At 58.3% G+C, this 14,680-nt stretch carries 16 protein-coding genes; 6 read left to right on the top strand and 10 right to left on the bottom strand.

The window, feature by feature from the left end; translation table 11 throughout:
* Positions 1-28: 28 nt before the first annotated feature.
* Positions 29-526 (top strand): MarR family winged helix-turn-helix transcriptional regulator, encoded by a 498-nt coding sequence (locus ACP15V_RS05955; RefSeq protein ID WP_424942769.1) that lies wholly within the window; start codon positions 29-31, stop codon positions 524-526.
* A gap of 152 nt (positions 527-678) precedes the next feature.
* Here the strand turns inward: ACP15V_RS05955 and ACP15V_RS05960 are convergent, their stop codons facing one another.
* The 4 genes from ACP15V_RS05960 to ACP15V_RS05975 all read right to left on the bottom strand — a co-directional run bounded on the left by ACP15V_RS05960 (position 679) and on the right by ACP15V_RS05975 (position 4,403).
* A complete protein-coding gene (locus ACP15V_RS05960; protein ID WP_424942770.1) occupies positions 679-1,485 on the bottom strand; it encodes a DUF1194 domain-containing protein in 807 nt (268 codons plus the stop codon).
* 4 nt (positions 1,486-1,489) lie between these two features.
* Positions 1,490-1,918, bottom strand: coding sequence for a VOC family protein (locus ACP15V_RS05965; RefSeq protein ID WP_424942771.1), 429 nt, complete (start codon positions 1,916-1,918; stop codon positions 1,490-1,492).
* Positions 1,919-2,035: 117 nt separating this feature from the next.
* Positions 2,036-3,403, bottom strand: a complete 1,368-nt coding sequence (locus ACP15V_RS05970; RefSeq protein WP_424942772.1) for a surface lipoprotein assembly modifier — start codon at positions 3,401-3,403, stop codon at positions 2,036-2,038.
* 16 nt (positions 3,404-3,419) lie between these two features.
* Complete coding sequence (locus ACP15V_RS05975) at positions 3,420-4,403, bottom strand: hypothetical protein (protein ID WP_424942773.1); 984 nt, start codon at positions 4,401-4,403, stop codon at positions 3,420-3,422.
* Positions 4,404-4,604: 201 nt separating this feature from the next.
* Here ACP15V_RS05975 and thyX point away from each other — a divergent pair, with 201 nt between their 5' ends.
* Both thyX and ACP15V_RS05985 read left to right on the top strand, forming a co-directional pair.
* Complete coding sequence (gene thyX, locus ACP15V_RS05980; protein ID WP_424942774.1) at positions 4,605-5,513, top strand: FAD-dependent thymidylate synthase; 909 nt, start codon at positions 4,605-4,607, stop codon at positions 5,511-5,513.
* A 6-nt stretch (positions 5,514-5,519) separates the two neighbouring features.
* The gene (locus ACP15V_RS05985; RefSeq protein ID WP_424942775.1) at positions 5,520-6,950 is read left to right on the top strand and encodes an RNA-directed DNA polymerase; all 1,431 of its coding nucleotides are present in this window, start codon (positions 5,520-5,522) and stop codon (positions 6,948-6,950) included.
* A gap of 66 nt (positions 6,951-7,016) precedes the next feature.
* Here the strand turns inward: ACP15V_RS05985 and ACP15V_RS05990 are convergent, their stop codons facing one another.
* A complete protein-coding gene (locus tag ACP15V_RS05990) occupies positions 7,017-7,223 on the bottom strand; it encodes a cold-shock protein (RefSeq protein WP_259772613.1) in 207 nt (68 codons plus the stop codon).
* Positions 7,224-7,480: 257 nt separating this feature from the next.
* Here ACP15V_RS05990 and ACP15V_RS05995 point away from each other — a divergent pair, with 257 nt between their 5' ends.
* Positions 7,481-7,804 (top strand): arsenate reductase family protein, encoded by a 324-nt coding sequence (locus ACP15V_RS05995; protein WP_424942776.1) that lies wholly within the window; start codon positions 7,481-7,483, stop codon positions 7,802-7,804.
* A 62-nt stretch (positions 7,805-7,866) separates the two neighbouring features.
* On the opposite strand, the gene ACP15V_RS06000 is transcribed toward ACP15V_RS05995, so the two are convergent.
* The 5 genes from ACP15V_RS06000 to thrS all read right to left on the bottom strand — a co-directional run bounded on the left by ACP15V_RS06000 (position 7,867) and on the right by thrS (position 12,945).
* Positions 7,867-8,415 carry a DoxX family protein gene (locus ACP15V_RS06000; protein ID WP_424942777.1) on the bottom strand — a complete coding sequence of 183 codons (549 nt, stop codon included), beginning with the start codon at positions 8,413-8,415 and terminating at the stop codon, positions 7,867-7,869.
* Between the two features lies 1 nt (position 8,416).
* Positions 8,417-9,205, bottom strand: a complete 789-nt coding sequence (locus ACP15V_RS06005) for a putative DNA-binding domain-containing protein (protein ID WP_424942778.1) — start codon at positions 9,203-9,205, stop codon at positions 8,417-8,419.
* Positions 9,202-10,092 (bottom strand): DUF692 domain-containing protein, encoded by an 891-nt coding sequence (locus ACP15V_RS06010; RefSeq protein WP_424942779.1) that lies wholly within the window; start codon positions 10,090-10,092, stop codon positions 9,202-9,204. Before ACP15V_RS06010 ends, ACP15V_RS06005 begins: the two co-directional genes overlap by 4 nt.
* Before the next feature lie 144 nt (positions 10,093-10,236).
* Positions 10,237-10,539, bottom strand: coding sequence for a DUF2282 domain-containing protein (locus ACP15V_RS06015; RefSeq protein WP_424942780.1), 303 nt, complete (start codon positions 10,537-10,539; stop codon positions 10,237-10,239).
* A 459-nt stretch (positions 10,540-10,998) separates the two neighbouring features.
* Complete coding sequence (gene thrS, locus ACP15V_RS06020; protein ID WP_424942781.1) at positions 10,999-12,945, bottom strand: threonine--tRNA ligase; 1,947 nt, start codon at positions 12,943-12,945, stop codon at positions 10,999-11,001.
* Between the two features lie 163 nt (positions 12,946-13,108).
* On the opposite strand from thrS, the gene ACP15V_RS06025 reads away from it, so the two are divergent.
* Both ACP15V_RS06025 and ACP15V_RS06030 read left to right on the top strand, forming a co-directional pair.
* Positions 13,109-13,855 (top strand): alpha/beta fold hydrolase, encoded by a 747-nt coding sequence (locus tag ACP15V_RS06025; protein WP_424942782.1) that lies wholly within the window; start codon positions 13,109-13,111, stop codon positions 13,853-13,855.
* 91 nt (positions 13,856-13,946) lie between these two features.
* Positions 13,947-14,669 carry an alpha/beta hydrolase gene (locus ACP15V_RS06030; protein ID WP_424942783.1) on the top strand — a complete coding sequence of 241 codons (723 nt, stop codon included), beginning with the start codon at positions 13,947-13,949 and terminating at the stop codon, positions 14,667-14,669.
* Positions 14,670-14,680 lie beyond the last annotated feature (11 nt).

Consider the following 14,680-nt stretch of genomic DNA (forward strand, 5'->3'; position numbering starts at 1 on the left):
ATCGACAAGAATTATGTCGGAGTAACGAATGAGCATGCATTCCCCAATCCCTCAAAGCGTCAATCAGACGTTTGTGAGCCAATATCTTGACAGTCTGGCATTGGTTGAACGACTTCATCGGCTGTTGCTGGATGTGATCAAGGACGAATTTGAACGCGTGGGCGTTTTGGAAGTGAACGCCGTGCAGGCGCTGCTTTTATTCAATATCGGTGACAATGAGGTCACGGCGGGCGAGCTGAAATCGCGCGGCTATTACCAGGGCTCCAATGTGTCCTATAACCTCAAGAAACTGGTGGAAATGGGCTTTATGCACCACCAACGCTGCGAGATTGACCGCAGGTCTGTGCGGGTGCGACTGACCGAACGGGGCCGTGCGATCCGGGATATTGTGGCCGGGTTGTTTGAACGGCACGCGGATGGGTTGCAGTCGCGGGGCGTGTTGGGGGCCGAAGGGATTGAAGAGATCAATTCCGCGCTGAAACGGGTTGAACGCTACTGGACCGATCAGATCCGCTATATCTACTGACGTGATATTTGCCTCCCCCGGATGCCCATCCGCGCGCCTGTCCGTGTGCCTGTTCCTGGGCCTGTCCGTGTGCCTGTGCCCCGAATTCCGGTTTGTCCTGGCTTCACGTGGCAGCAGTAGGGCCGCAGCAGGGCCGTGGGTGGCATTTGCGATCAGTCTGATCGGGATCGGTCGGATATGGTCAGACCGGACAGTTCGCGCAGCAATTTGCGGGCCATGGCCGCGGCATAGGCGTCATACCCATCAGCGCGTTCAACAAAGCTGAGCGGACCCTGGATGATCAATTCGGTGAAATAGGACACGAGCTGTTCTGGCCCCTGGCCGATATCGGCCATTTCCGCGTCATCCGAGGTGATGACCAGCCCGTTGATCGTCAGCCCGCCAAGGGCTGTTTTTGGTTTCACATCTCTTGGACGCAAGCCGGCATTGGACATCCCATCAGCCGATAGATCCAGCGTTTGTTGCCAGCAGTCTGATCTTTGGTGCAAAAGGTCTGCGCCATAAAGCATGGCTTGCCCAATGGCGGTGGCGGGGTGGGCCGGAAGGCGTTCGGTTCTGCGCAGCTTGTCCGCTATGTCCTGAATATCGTCCTGCGACGTGATGGCCTGCCATGGGATCAACAGGCGTTGATCCGTTGGACCGCTCCACTCATATACGCTCAGCTCAACGCGGGTTCGGGGGGAGGCGGTTAACGCCGCGCGCACATCCGGGTCTTCCAGGGCTTGGGCCAATCCGTTGAGTTGCAGGTTGTATTCCTGCCCGTCCACCGAACCAGACACATCCAGACCGATGGCGAGTGCCTGACGGCAAGGGGCCGCGTCGCCAGCCTCGCTGATCAAGGTGCTCAGGGCGAGGGTCAGCAGATGGCGGGGGTGCAGGCGGCGCAGAACGCCCCGGGCGCATCCAAAGCAGGTGATGCGCCCCTTTGAACCAGACCCCGTTACGGCTGACCCTTGCATGAGATTACCAATGCCCGGTATTGCCCATGCTCACCCAGGGTTCCTGTGGGGGCAGGGCCTCCCCCATCTGCAGCAGTTCGACCGAGATATTGTCGGGTGAGCGGACAAACGCCATATGCCCGTCACGCGGCGGACGGTTGATCACCACACCATTGTCCTGCAGCTTTTGACACATGGCGTAGATGTCTTCGACCGCATAGGCGACATGGCCAAAATGGCGGCTGTCAGAGGGCAGCCCCTCGTCGCCATCCCAGTTGTAGGTCAATTCGATCGGGCAATCGGGCTGATCAGGCGGGGCAATGAAGATGAGGGAAAACCGACCCTCTTCGAAATCCCGGCGGCTGGTTACCTCCAGCCCGAGCAACTCGTAAAATGCGATGGATTTGTCCAGATCCTTCACCCGGACCATCGTGTGCAGATATTTGACGCGCATGGCAGCCTCTCATGTCATTGGATGCGGGAAGCCTAGAGCCTTTCGCGGGGAAGAGGAAGGGCCGCCTGGGGGCACAAGGGGCGAATGATCGCGCAGCGGGGAGGGGGCAGGGAGGCGTCAGAATTGCGAGCTGAGTGTCAGGCCAAGGGCGGTTTCCGACTTGGTATATAGCGAGATGTTTGAGGATGTGTCGCGATGTTGCAGTGAGATTTCCGGGGCAAATCCCATATATCCCATCTCGGTCAAGGTGACCGCGGCGCGCGCTTCCACCGTGTTGTCATGGCGCCCGTCCAGCGCGTAGCGCGAGACGTCATAGGCCCGGTGGCTGGCACCCAGCCCCATGGTCAGGTCAACCCCGTTGACGATCTGGCCAAGATCCACTTCGACCTCTGCCCGAACCTCGCGATATTCCCGGGTCAGGTCATCCGAGAAACTTTGTTGCAGGGCGGTCGAAATCTGCCACTTCCGGCCCCATTTCTGAAACCCGTATTGTAGGCCAATATCCCCGACATGCACGTCGGGGAGGGCGGTATGGATGTGGTCTTGCAGATCGTATCGGGCATAAAGCGAAATCTGCCTGCCCTCGGGGCGGGCGAGGTGCAGCTGCGCGCCCAATCCTGTGAAATTGGCCAATGCCGCCCCGCCGTACCAGATGCGGCCTTGGCGGGCGTGCAGATCCAGGCGGGCATTCCATTTGGGGATCAGGTGCTGATGTTCGAATGTCAGCGCGGCCGAGCTGTAGCGAAAATCGGCATTTGACACCATGGGGGCCGCGTCTTGTGCGTTGCGATCCAGCCATGTTTCGCGGTGAAAGAGCTGGGCCCCTATAAAATTGCGCCATGTTTCACGTTCCGCAAACCGATAGGCAAGCTTGGCCGAAACATGCCCTTGCGTGCCCGAAAGCGCCTTGGCACTGGGAGACAGGGCAAAGGGCAGGCCAAACAGGGTGATTGTATCTTCGGAGGATCCATCGTTCACGTTTGAACTGGGGGTGATCCCGAAACTCAGATCCATGCGCCAGGGGTTGCGTTCGCGTACATAGCGGAAATCTTTGTGCAATTGGTTGCGTTGCGCATTGGTTTGGGCGTGGTTTGATGCGCGGCGCAGCCAAAACTGCCCGGCGGTCTTGTTGCCGGAGGACGATTGCGCCTGGGCGGCAACCATGGCGGCGGCAAATTTCTCTGATGGGGTTTGCGCCGCGCGCCAGGCCTGTTTTGCGCTGCTACGCGCAGATCTGTTCTGCCCCAGGTCGCGTGCGGCACGTGATGTCAGCACCAGCGCCTCGACCGTGTCGGGATGCGCCGCCAGATAGGCATCCATCAACGCCTGCGCCAAGACCGGCTGGTTTTGCGCCAGCGCCTGGCGGGCCGCGACAATCATCTGGTCGGCGGACAGAGTTACGATTTCCGCCACCGCCTTGCCGGGTTGACAAAGCGGTGACAGGGCCAAACCGGCTGCTACAATAAAGGCGCGGCGAAGCGACATCGGACAGCCCGGTTTCTTAACGATACAGGATAAAGCCGCCGGTTTCCCGGGCGGTGACGCCTTTGATCAAGGGGTCTTCGCTTTCAAGCACGACGATCCCGGCCACCTCCATATCAGCGCCCGAGCCGGCAATGACCGCAAAATACTTGCCCTTCTCGTAGGTCTCAATGGTGTCGGACGATGCATCGTAATAATGGCTTCCCATCTCGCCTTTGATTTCCCCGGCACTGCTGATGGTCCCAGGTCCGATGACGATTTTGACCACTGGCAGTTCACTAACCCCAAGCGCGGCTGTGTAAGTCGAGGTGATTTCCGTGCCATTCACATTAAATATTTTGCGATCCGTGATTCGGCCTTTCACCGCATCCCCGGCATTGAAGTCATTGAAATCAATGTCCAGAACCATGTCGCCGGTGACATATTCCATGCCGCCGCGACCGTTGAAATCGCGTAGCGCGGCATAATCGCCGCTGAAGGTGGCCTGGCCTGATGTCGGCAGAACCACCCCTTCATTCCGCTGATACATGAAACCGCCAAAGCCGTATGGTATGTAGGCCCCGGTGCGCACAACCGCGAACTGGGTGACGGGTTTCCCGTCCTCGGTGGTGTTTTTGCTGATCCCGAGAATGGCTTTGTGCGAAAGCTGATTGATCGGCTTCCCGGTCACGCTGTCGGCATAGACCGCCGCATTTTCATAGACCTTGAAGCTGCCGAGGGTCGAAACCACATCATCGCGCGTGTAAACATTGTTCGCGTCGAAGGCCAGGTTGTCGACGCGAAACGTGTCGGTCTTCTTGTCATAGGTGATCGACTGGGCATAGCCGTTTCCGTTGTCGTCCTTGGCCTCATACCGCTCGACCGGGTCACCGGCCGAGGGGTTGTTGGTGCCGGGGGGAAGATCTTTATCCGGCACTGCGGGATTGGTCAGGGGGTTGTTCCCACCATTGTCGCACGCGCCAAGCGCGGCCAGGACAATACCTGCCTTCAAAATCGTTTTCATGAACCTGCCTCGGGTCTCGTTTTTTTGCCATTCAGGCGTGTCAGCGTGGTTTTTGTCAAGTTTTCTGTGGGGGAGGGGGCAAAATCATCGCGCTGTGTGATGATTGCGCCGCTCTTCCTTTCGGGCCACGTCATCTTGCAGTTCAGATCGGCGCGCTGACTAGATATAGTGGCCCCAATCACATCCAGAGAGAGATTCGTCATGCCCCTGAGCCCTGAGCAGAAAGCCGAGATCGAAGAGCAACGCAGCCAGAAAAACACCACCATGCGCGTGGTCAGCGAGGGGATGGAGAAGCATCTTTACACCGCGCATGAGGTTCTGGATCACGGGTTTGTCCGTGTCATTGACTATATGGGCGACGATGCGGCGATCTGTCAGGCGGCGCGGGTGAGTTACGGCAAGGGCACCAAATCGGTGCAAAACGATGCGGGGCTGATCCGCTATCTGATGCGCCACTGGCACTCGACCCCGTTTGAAATGTGCGAGATCAAGCTGCATGTGAAACTGCCGGTGTTTGTGGCGCGCCAGTGGATCCGTCACCGCACCGCAAATGTGAATGAATATTCCGCGCGCTATTCTATTTTGGATCGCGAGTTTTACATCCCGGCGCCCGAACATGTGGCCGCGCAATCGGTGGTGAACAACCAGGGGCGCGGGGCGGCGTTGCAGGGCGACGAGGCCGCGCGGGTTTTGGAAATCCTCAAGGCCGACAGCAACCGGGCCTATGATCACTACGAAGAGATGATCTCGCAGGACGGTCAGGACGGGTTGGCGCGCGAGCTGGCGCGGATGAACCTGCCCGCCAATGTCTATACGCAATGGTATTGGAAAGTGGACCTGCACAACCTCTTCCACTTCCTGCGCCTGCGCGCCGACCACCACGCCCAATATGAAATCCGCGTCTATGCCGAAGCCATGTGCAAGATCGTCGCCGACTGGGTCCCCGCCGCCTACGGCGCGTTTGAAGATTACCGCCTGGGTGGCTCCAACCTGTCTGGCCGCGCCATGGACTGCATCCGCCGGATGCTGAAAGGCGAAGAGGTCACGCAGGAGAACTCGGGGATGTCGAAGGGCGAATGGCGTGAGTTTGAGGCGGAGTTGCGGGGGTAGAGCCGAATGAGCCAATTCCAACTTGAGGAAAAGCTCGTACGACGTACATGGAAAAAACTGAGAGACGGACCGATACCGGTTGTTGCGCCAGACGAAATGGCGGGATTGCCAAGTTTTGTTTCAAGGACAAATGAACGTGTAAGAAGCCACTCTTATATACCTGAAATTGTGCATGGTTTCTTAGGTCTGCAAAAAGGGCATGGAGTGACACGGTTTCTGCCTATCCTTACCAAGGAAGATCTTGCCGTCTACTATCAGATTTGCGGCGTCATTGGGGATAAGGTACTTATAAGGAGGGATAGAATATACGGGGGGTGGCATTCTGTTCCAACTTCCCAGCAAATTCCAAAGCTATCGGATGAGCGCAGAAACGAAGAAAATGCCTCGTCGTTTCAGCAGAACTACTTGGCAGATAGTTTTTCGGATTTCTTGTGGTTGAAAGAATTTAGGAGTTTTACTGATCTCCTTAGAGAAACAACCTCAAACGGTAAAATTGGAAACTATGTCGTTTCAACGGACATAGCGAATTTTTATGATTCAATAGAAGTTCCGCTTCTGATTAAGCGATTGCGGCGTGACGCACCTGAGTTGGATGACTACGTATCAATCCTAGAGATGTTTTTGACGAACTGGAATAGGCGCACTACTGGCTATCACCATTCCTCGAAAGGGATTCCTCAGGAGATTATTTCCGATGCGAGCCGAATTCTATCGCATTATTACCTACAAAGCTTTGATGATAAATTTGATCAGTACTGCTTGGATAATGGGCTGACATACCTACGCTGGGCAGACGACATAATTGTCTTTGGTAACTCACCTAAGAGGTTGGAAGAAGCGGTGCATAAAGCTTCTAAACTCCTACTTTCAGACGGATTGAATTTGAATGCACCCAAAACTCGGATATTCTCACGACTGAACTTTGCAAAGTATCGTGGACTGGATGTACTAGCCGCAATTGATGTCAATAAGCCGGAAGTATTTAGAAGAAAGCTAAAGTCTGCAATCAAGTGGGCAGAGAGTAATCCTTTTCGGTTGGATACTGTATTCCGAGCCGCAGTTGGCTTTGTTTTCAACTTGGGGGGGCTGGCAAGAACTTACGAAAAGAACTTTATATTAGAAGTGATTGATAGCGATCCAGATATCATTGGGACGTTAAACTCTACTCAGCTAGTTCGCCTGATTGCGATTTCTGATGATGCCAAAGAAATGTTCCTAAAAATCAGAACACTGGTGTCGAGCAAACCATTTGCAGGTCCGAGAGCAAACTTTTTGCGTCTGATTAGAACAAAGCATACTGCTCTAAGGAAACATGGAATCTCCCAGAAGTTGTTGGCTAGTAGCGTGGATGTGATTGAGGGAATAAGTGATGACAGTGAAATTATATTGAGGTTCTGCATACCTAGAACAAGAGAAGTGCTCTCAAAGATCAGCTGAGAAAGAAAACCCCCGCAGGCCCTAAGACCAACGGGGGTTCCAAAATTTCCCTAAGCGGGAAACCTCTTAGACCAGCTCGAGGTTGGCGGCAGAGGTTTTGCCATTACGGCCGGTTTCCAGCTCGTAGTTGACTTTTTGGTTGTCCTGCAGCTCACGCAGGCCGGCGCGTTCAACGGCCGAGATGTGCACAAAGATGTCTGCGCCGCCATCGTCGGGTTGAATGAAGCCGTAGCCTTTAGTGCTGTTGAACCATTTTACGGTGCCTGAAGCCATTTCCGTATTCTCCTAATTTATGCCACCCACAACATGCGGTGACCCTGGTAGCGCAGTCTTGAACTTGGCCGACTGCGTAGTGAGAAGGCGGAAGATAGTCTGTCGTACAACACTGACATGGCGTAGCGCGGGCGGAAAATCAAGGGGGTTCCTTGAATTGTTCCCATCAGTGCGGTCTTGTTCTTACAATCATCGGCGCCCATAACGGGGGCATGCTGGGCGAAAGACGTGACAGGCAGATGACAGAAAGGGGCAATATGCGGTTCTGGGGGTTGAAAAATTGTGACAGCTGCAAGAAGGCGCAAAAGGCCTTGATGGCGGCGGGGTATGAGGTGGACATGACCGATGTGCGCGCGGATGGGGTTGCGGCAGAGGATCTGGCCCGGTTCCACGCGGCCTTTGACGAGGCGCTGGTGAACAAACGCTCGACCACCTGGCGGGGCCTGTCTGACGCGGAACGGGCGGGGGATCCTCTGGCGCTTTTGGCCGAGTATCCGACCCTGATGAAACGCCCCGTGGTGGAAGACGGCGATCGCCTGACGCTGGGCTGGGATGCCAAAGCGCAGGCGGTCTGGCTGTAGAGGAAAAAGCGCCTTGCCCCGGGGGGGCAAGGCGCAACACGCGTGACAGTTTGGGTGAGGCGTCAGCGCAGGTTCAGCAGGCGATCGATGGATAGCGGGCCTGCGCCCTTGATCCCCAGCGTGATCAGCACGACCATCCAGAAAAGCCGTTGATCCAGGATCAGGCTGTCGGGGAGGCGGTCAAACCACGCGCCCAGCGTTTCCGGGTGGCTGATGCCACCATGGCCAAACAGATCGGTCAGCGTTTGCACGATCACAAAGCCGATCATGCCCACCGCCGCCAGTCGGGTGAAGAGGCCAATGACCAGCAACAGCGGCAGGACAAATTCGGCCAGCGTTCCGGCGCTGACAACCAGCGTGTGAAACGCGGTCAGTTTCGACACATCATAGCCCGCAGCCTCCATCGCTTTGGGAAAGATCTGCGCGTAGGCCCCCAGCGAGGGGTTGAAAATGCCAAAGATGCCGCTGCCCAGTTTGGTCAGACCAGAGGCCCAGAAATAGCCCAGCAGTGTGGCGGCAAAGGTGAAGCGGGCCAAAAGGGGCAAGACAGTTGGGCTGAGGCGCTCGACCTTGTCGGCCAGCGCATTGTGCAGGTGTCGCAGTGCAATCATGTTATCCCCTATCGATCTTGATGATGGCATGCCCGGCAAAGAGCGCGCCCAGCGTTGTGGTCAGGTCGAAATCGGCCATTTCGGATGTGGCCAGACCCAGGGCCGTGCCAAAGCTGCTCCCCTTCAAAAGCGTGTTGACAAAGGTGGCGCCGCCTTGTGGCAGGCGTTGCGCGATGGGATCGAACCCTTTGCGCGAAATCAGGATATCTTCGGGGGCCATCACCGGGGAGGGGCCGCCCTGCATATTGTAGTCCCAGATCGACAGCGCCGGGAAATCTGAACGCAGAACCTCGACCGCCGGTGCAAGGGTCAGGCGGGCATCCATCAGGTCAGCCTGGTCCAGCACCGTCAGATCGGCGGGATCAATCGCATCCCCGTCACCTGCGTGATAGGCGCGGCGCAGGGCAAGCTCCAGCTTGGCCACGTCGGGCAGGTATTTCAGATGCACCGTGCCGGGAAAGCCCACAAGGAACTGCGGCATGGCCGCGCCGTAATGCATCATCAGCTGCGAGGCGGGCGGATGGATGCGCAGATACACCAGCGCCATCTGGCGAAAGAACTCTTCGCCCAGCAGCTTGACCAGCACCGGGAAACCCTCGGCCAATGCGGTGGCCAGCGAATGGGCCACATTGTTGCGATAGACGTTGAAGCGTTTGTTGGCCTGCGTGCCATCCGGGTTCACCAGCCCTTCGGGGGCGGGGGTGTTCGGGTCCAGCATGGCGCGGCGGAAATCGGTCTGGCTGACGTCAGCTGGTTCGGCTGTTGTGCGGGGTTTCAGATCAATGCTCATGCGGGCACCTGTTGGGCAGTGGGGTGAGGCGCGCGGGTCATATGGGCATTGGCGCGGGCAGCTTCGGCCTCGAGCACCGGATAATCCGGCACGTCATTGTCCCATTCCACCAACGCGGGCCGCGGGCCTCCCCGGGCGATCACGTAATCAAACAGCGCCCAGACCGGTTCATCCACCGGCCTGCCGTGGCTGTCGATCAGAAGCTTTTTGCCCAGCTCGTCGGCGTCTTCATCGTGCCCAGCCAGGTGAAACTCCTCGACCAGCTCCAGCGGATAGGCGTCGATATAGGCGTGCGGGTCAAATTCCAGATTGGTGGCCGAGACAAAGACATTGTTCACGTCCAGAAGCAGGCCACAGCCGGTGCGCCGGGCCAGTTCGCGGATGAAATCAGGTTCGGACCATGTGCTTTCGGCGAAGGCCAGATAAGACGAGGGGTTTTCCAAGAGCATCTTGCGGCCAAGATGGTCCTGCACCTCGTTGATATGGCGGGTCACGCGGGCCAGCGTGTCCTTGGTATAGGGCAGGGGCAGCAGGTCATTCATGAACTGGCTGTCATGGGTCGACCACGCCAGATGTTCGGAAAACATTGCCGGGTTGATCCAGTCGACCAGCTTTTTCAGGCGCGACAGATGTTCGGGATCCAGCCGGGCTTCGCCGCCGATCGACAGGCCCACACCGTGGACCGATATCGGGAAGCGTTCTGCCAGATGTTTCAGTTGCGCAAGGGGGCGTCCGCCATCGCCCATATAGTTTTCGGCGTGGATCTCGAGCCAGGTCACAGCGCCCGGATCCTCCATAAGATTTTGGAAATGCTGCGGTTTGTAACCGATGCCAGCCGACTTGGGCAGGGTAGAATAAGGGCCAGAGGATTGCGGCGTGTCCAGCATGGAAAGCTCCCGGAGGGTCGACCCGTGGGATGGGGATCATCCGATATGGGCAACTGAAAATGGAAAATCTTGGGTGGGGATGGCCCTTGCGCGGGGCCGGGCCGATCCCCTGTTGCTTGGGTGGGAAGATCCCACCAGGTCGGCTTAGGAGGCCGGCAGGTTCATTTCGGTCGCGGTCAGCGACCCTTTGTGCATCTTGCCTGCTGCATCGGTGATTTCCATGGTCTCGCAGGTGCCTTTGGCCACCAGTTTCCAGGCATTGCCCTGGTAATCAACGGTCGAGGACCCGGCGCAGGTGGTGCCGGGGCCGGCGGCGCAATCGTTTTGACCGGCCAGTGCAACACCGAAGCACTTCTCTTGCTCACCCTCGGCCAGGGCGGCGGTGGCGTTGGCGGCAACGGCTGCGGTCACGGCGCCCAGAACGGCGATGGTTTTTGCTTTCGACATGTGTACTTCCTTTCAGGTTTTAAAAACTCGTTCCGCCCCCCTGTTGTCCGTCATTTGGCTTGATCGGGGCCGGTGAGGAAAATCTAGGCAAGGTGGGACACGCTCTCCACTCACGACGGCGTTAGTCACGTCGCCGTTACCCGATGGGCGGTGTCGGGTCACGCTGCCGTGAGGTCAGGAAATCTGTGCGGCGGGAAGAATTCAATCAAATCAATGGGGAAGGCAAAAATCAGCAGTGCTCAAAGCGCGGGGTGTATTTCGGCAGGGCCGTGATAAATGTGACAAGTCGAGATATGTTTCAGGCGCAAACCGGCCATGCGCTGAGGTGATCACGCGTTTCGTGAGGTTTGTGACGATCCTGTGGGACTGGCGGATCTTCTGCGGTAAGGCGCTGGAGGGCAAAGAAAAAGGCCGGGGCGTGGGCTCCGGCCTTTTTTGCTGCAGAAATAATGTCGGGGCTTATACGAGGTCCGGTGGCGTGGCCTCACTGGCCAGCGCATCCGCCACCTCGGCCAGCGGCAGCACTTTGGAATGCTTCTCGCCCAGACGGCGCATCGACACGGTGCCGTCCTCGACCTCTTTCATGCCGCAGGCCAAAATGACCGGCACTTTGCCCACCGAATGTTCGCGGACCTTGTAGTTGATCTTTTCGTTGCGGATATCGGCCTCGGCCCGAATGCCGCGCGCCTTCAGGTCCGCGACCACCTGATGCACATAGTCATCGGCGTCCGACACGATCGAGGCCACAACCACCTGGCGCGGGGCCAGCCAGAAGGGCAGCTTGCCGGCATGTTCCTCGATCAGGATGCCGATGAACCGTTCAAATGACCCCAGCGTGGCACGGTGCAGCATGACCGGGCGGTGCTTGGCCCCATCTTCGCCGATATAATTCGCCTCAAGCCGTTCGGGCAGGAACGGGTCCACCTGCAGCGTGCCACATTGCCAGTCACGGCCAATGGCGTCGGTCAGGGTAAATTCAAGCTTCGGACCATAAAACGCCCCTTCGCCTTCGAGGATCTCATACTCATACCCCGCTGCGTTACAGGCGTCGCCAAGGGCCTTTTCCACCCGATCCCAGCTTTCATCTTCGCCGATGCGTTTTTCCGGGCGCGTCGACAGTTTGATGGTCCAGTTGTGAAAGCCCAGATCGGCATAGACCTTGGACAGGAAGTCGATGAACCGCGCGGTTTCCTCGGTGATCTGATCTTCGGTGCAGAAGATATGCCCGTCATCTTGGGTAAAGCCGCGCACCCGCATGATCCCGTGCAGCGCGCCCGAGGGTTCATAGCGCGCACAGGACCCAAATTCAGCCATGCGCAGCGGCAGGTCGCGATAGGATTTCAGACCCTGATTGAACACCTGCACATGGCAGGGGCAGTTCATCGGTTTCAGGGCGTTCACGGCCTTTTCACGCGCGTGATCTTCGTCCACCTCAACGATGAACATGTTTTCCTGATACTTGTCCCAGTGGCCCGACGCGATCCACAATTTGCGGTCCACGACCTGCGGGGTGTTCACCTCGACATAACCGCCCTTGCGTTGCTGGCGGCGCATGTAATCCTGCAGCTCGGTGTAAATGGTCCAGCCGTTTGGATGCCAGAACACCTGACCGGGGGCCTCTTCCTGCATGTGAAAGAGGTTCATCTCGCGGCCCAGCTTGCGGTGGTCGCGTTTGGCGGCCTCTTCCAGCATGTGCAGGTGTTTTTTCAGGCCGTCCTTGTTCTGGAAGGCCACGCCGTAGATGCGTTGCAGCATCGCGCGGTCACTGTCGCCACGCCAATAGGCCCCGGCCACCGACATCAGTTTAAACGCGTCAGCGGGCAGTTGGCCGGTGTGCTGCAAATGCGGCCCGCGGCACAGATCCTGCCAATGGCCGTGCCAATACATGCGCAGCGGCTCATTGCCCGGAATGGCTTCGATCAGCTCGACCTTATAGGGTTCGTTGTTCGCCTCGTAGAATTTCACCGCGCGGTCGCGGTCCCAGATCTCGGTCGTGACCGGGTCGCGTTTGTTGATAATCTCTTTCATCTTCGCTTCAATCGCGCCGAGGTCTTCGGGCGTGAACGGCTCTTCGCGGTCGAAATCGTAATACCAGCCGTTTTCAATGACCGGCCCGATGGTGACCTTCACATCCGGCCAGATTTCCTGAACGGCGCGCGCCATCACGTGGGCGAAATCGTGGCGGATCAGCTCCAGCGCCGGACCATCGTCTTTCATCGTGTGAATGGCGATCTCGGCATTGTCATGGATCGGCCACTGCAGGTCCCAATGGGCGCCGTTCACGGTGGCGGAAATGGCCTTTTTGGCCAAGGAATTGGAAATGCCGGCGGCCACTTCGGCAGGGGTCACCCCTGCGTCGTAGTCACGTGCATTGCCATCGGGAAAGGTAAGGGAAATCTGGCTCATGGCCTGGCTCCTCGTCGTTTTGGCGCCCACGGAACGCCCGGTTGCGGGTTATGTCTGCGTGCGTTTTCCCCCGATGCTGGTTCGGTGTCAATGTGAAAACAGGATTGCCCTTCCGCGCGCGCCCATTATGGTTTCGCCAGACCACAGGATGAGGAGCGCGAAGATGGTGGATTTTCTCGACACGGTACAGGGCCGTCGCCTTGCCTATCACAAGACCGACGGGCAGGGGCCGACCATCGTGTTTCTGTCGGGGCTGAAATCCGACATGGAAGGCACCAAGGCGGTCGCGCTGGAGGCCTGGGCGCAGGAAAAGGGGTTTGCCTTTCTGCGGTTTGATTACTCCGGGCACGGGCAAAGCTCTGGCGCCTTTGTGGACGGCAGCATTGGCGATTGGCACGAGGACACGCTGGCGGTGGTCGACACCCTGATCGACGGGCCGGTGATCGCCGTTGGGTCGTCGATGGGCGGCTGGCAATCGCTGCTTCTGGCGCGTGAGCGGCCGGATCGGGTGGTCGGGCTGGTCACCATCGCGGCCGCCCCTGATTTCACCGAAGACGGTTATTGGGCTGGCTTTAACGACGATCAGAAGGCCGAATTGGAGCGGGAGGGTTTCCTCTCGATCCCGTCGGATTACGACGAGGATTACATCATCACCAAGCGGCTGATCGAAGACGGGCGGGACAATTTTGTGCTGCGCTCGCCGCTCACGCTCGATATGCCGGTGAGATTCCTTCAAGGCACCGAGGACGAGGCTGTGCCGACCGCGCAGGCGGTGAAGCTGTTGGAGCATGTCGAGGGCGGGGACATTCGTCTGACCTTGGTGAAGGGCGCGGATCACCGCTTTTCGTCGCCGGACTGTCTGGATCTGATCCAGAAAATGACCTTGGTGGTGCGCGGGCGCGTGGCCTGATCACATCAGCGCCGAAATGATCGGGTTGCCCATCTTGCCATAGCCCGTGCCGCGCGGCACACAGTCTGTGAGGTAATTAAGAGGTGTGGGTATGCTGGATCCATTGGTCCTGGTGCCGGGACTGGTTTGTGATGCGCGGGTGTTTGCCCCGCAAATCAACGCGTTGTCCCGGGATGTGGCGGTGCAGGTGGTCGCGCCTATTCATGGCGACACCATTCGCGATATGGCGGCGGCGATCCTGGACCAGGCGCCCGCGCGCTTTGCGCTGGCCGGGCATTCCATGGGCGGGATCATCGCGATGGAGATCATCCGTCGTGCCCCCGAACGGGTTAGCCGACTGGCGCTTTTGTCCACCACCCCCTTGCCCGACACCCCGGCCCAGGCCGCCTGGCGCGAGCCGGTGATTGTGCGCGCCCAGGCCGGGCGATTGGCCGAAGCGGTGGCCGAAGTGGTCACTCCGGAAACCCTGGCACCGGATGAGGGGCGGGGAGAGCGGCAAGGTCAGGTGCTGGCGCTGTTGCAGAAAATGGCGCAGGATTTCGGGCCCGAGATGTTTGTCCGTCACCAGCGCGCGCTGCAACGCCGCCCGGATGCTCAGCGCAGCCTGCAAAAGCTGAAAGTGCCAACCATGGTGCTGTGCGGCGCGCATGACCGGCTGACGCCGCCCAAGCGGCATGAAACCATGGCAGAGCTGATCCCCAGCGCCGAGTTGGTTGTCCTGCCCAATGCGGGCCACATGCCCACATTGGAAGCGCCGGATGAGGTGACAATCGGGTTGAAGGCGTGGATGCAGATGCCGCTGGAGTTGCGTTGACAACACGACCG

The organism is Aliiroseovarius crassostreae (assembly GCF_049803815.1).
Classification (GTDB): domain Bacteria; phylum Pseudomonadota; class Alphaproteobacteria; order Rhodobacterales; family Rhodobacteraceae; genus Aliiroseovarius; species Aliiroseovarius crassostreae_A.